Genomic DNA, 987 nt, shown 5'->3' with positions numbered 1-987 from the left:
GCCAGCGGGTTGAGGTTGAGCTTGTCCGGATCCTTCTTCGGAGTGGAATCCCACGGCTGCCTATAGGCCGGATTCGACAGCGGCGCACGGGCCGCACCGCGCACACCCGTCGGGTTACCCACCGGCACGGTGCATTTCGCATCCGTGTTGAACGGGAAATCGTCGTACCGGATGTCGAACGACGGATCCTCACGCTTGCGCTTCTGCACCATCGCAGTGGTGCTCTCATAGCCACGCGTACACGCCGCAGGATTGTTCGTCTCCAACACCACACCGAAATGGATCTGCCCGTCACCGGGCGCCGGGGTGTGACTCCCCGCCGACAACGCGGAGAGCATGGCGAAGGTCGCCGATGTCGCGAACGAGGCGGGCTCGACGGTACGCAAGGTGCCGGCGAGTTGTTTGACGACAGTGGAGATGTCGCCACCATACTGCTGCAACAACGCCGAGATCTGCGTCGCCGACGCCGTCCCCGTCGTCAACAACCGCCGCAGATCCGGATCCGACGCCGCCAACGTCGCCGTGATCACATCCAGATTCCGCGACCACGACACAATCGCATCCGACTGATCCGCCTGCGTCGCCAACACCACATTCGAATTCCGAATCAACGAAATCGTCTCATCCAACGAGTCATAACCCGCCCGCGACAACTTCGACAACGACTCGGTCAACCGCGTCAGATTCTCACCCTGACCATTGAACGCCTTACCCAACTCCGTGATCACCGTATGCAGATCATCAATCGGAATCGACGACGTGAAATCAATCGCCGACGACACCACATCCTCCAACGGCGGCGGCACCGACGACTTCGTGATCACCGACCCATCCGACAAATACGGACCCTCCGACGACGTCGGCTGCAAATCCACGAACTGCTCACCGATCGCCGACCGATTCGCCACCACCGCCGTCGCCGACGCCGGAATCTCCGGACCCCCCGAATTCAACTCCAGCTTCACATCAACGCCATCCTTCGTCAGC

General features: G+C 61.2%; 1 protein-coding gene. It reads right to left on the bottom strand.

Translation table 11 applies throughout. The annotated features are described in order from the left end of the window. Window positions 1-987, bottom strand: a 987-nt coding sequence (locus QSJ19_RS26555) for an MCE family protein (RefSeq protein ID WP_286324052.1), incomplete at both ends; no start/stop codon positions are given.

Source organism: Gordonia sp. ABSL11-1 (genome assembly GCF_030315685.1).
Taxonomy (GTDB): Bacteria; Actinomycetota; Actinomycetes; order Mycobacteriales; family Mycobacteriaceae; genus Gordonia.
The sequence above is the reverse complement of the archived record's forward strand: the minus strand, read 5'-3'. Positions and strand labels throughout refer to the sequence as shown.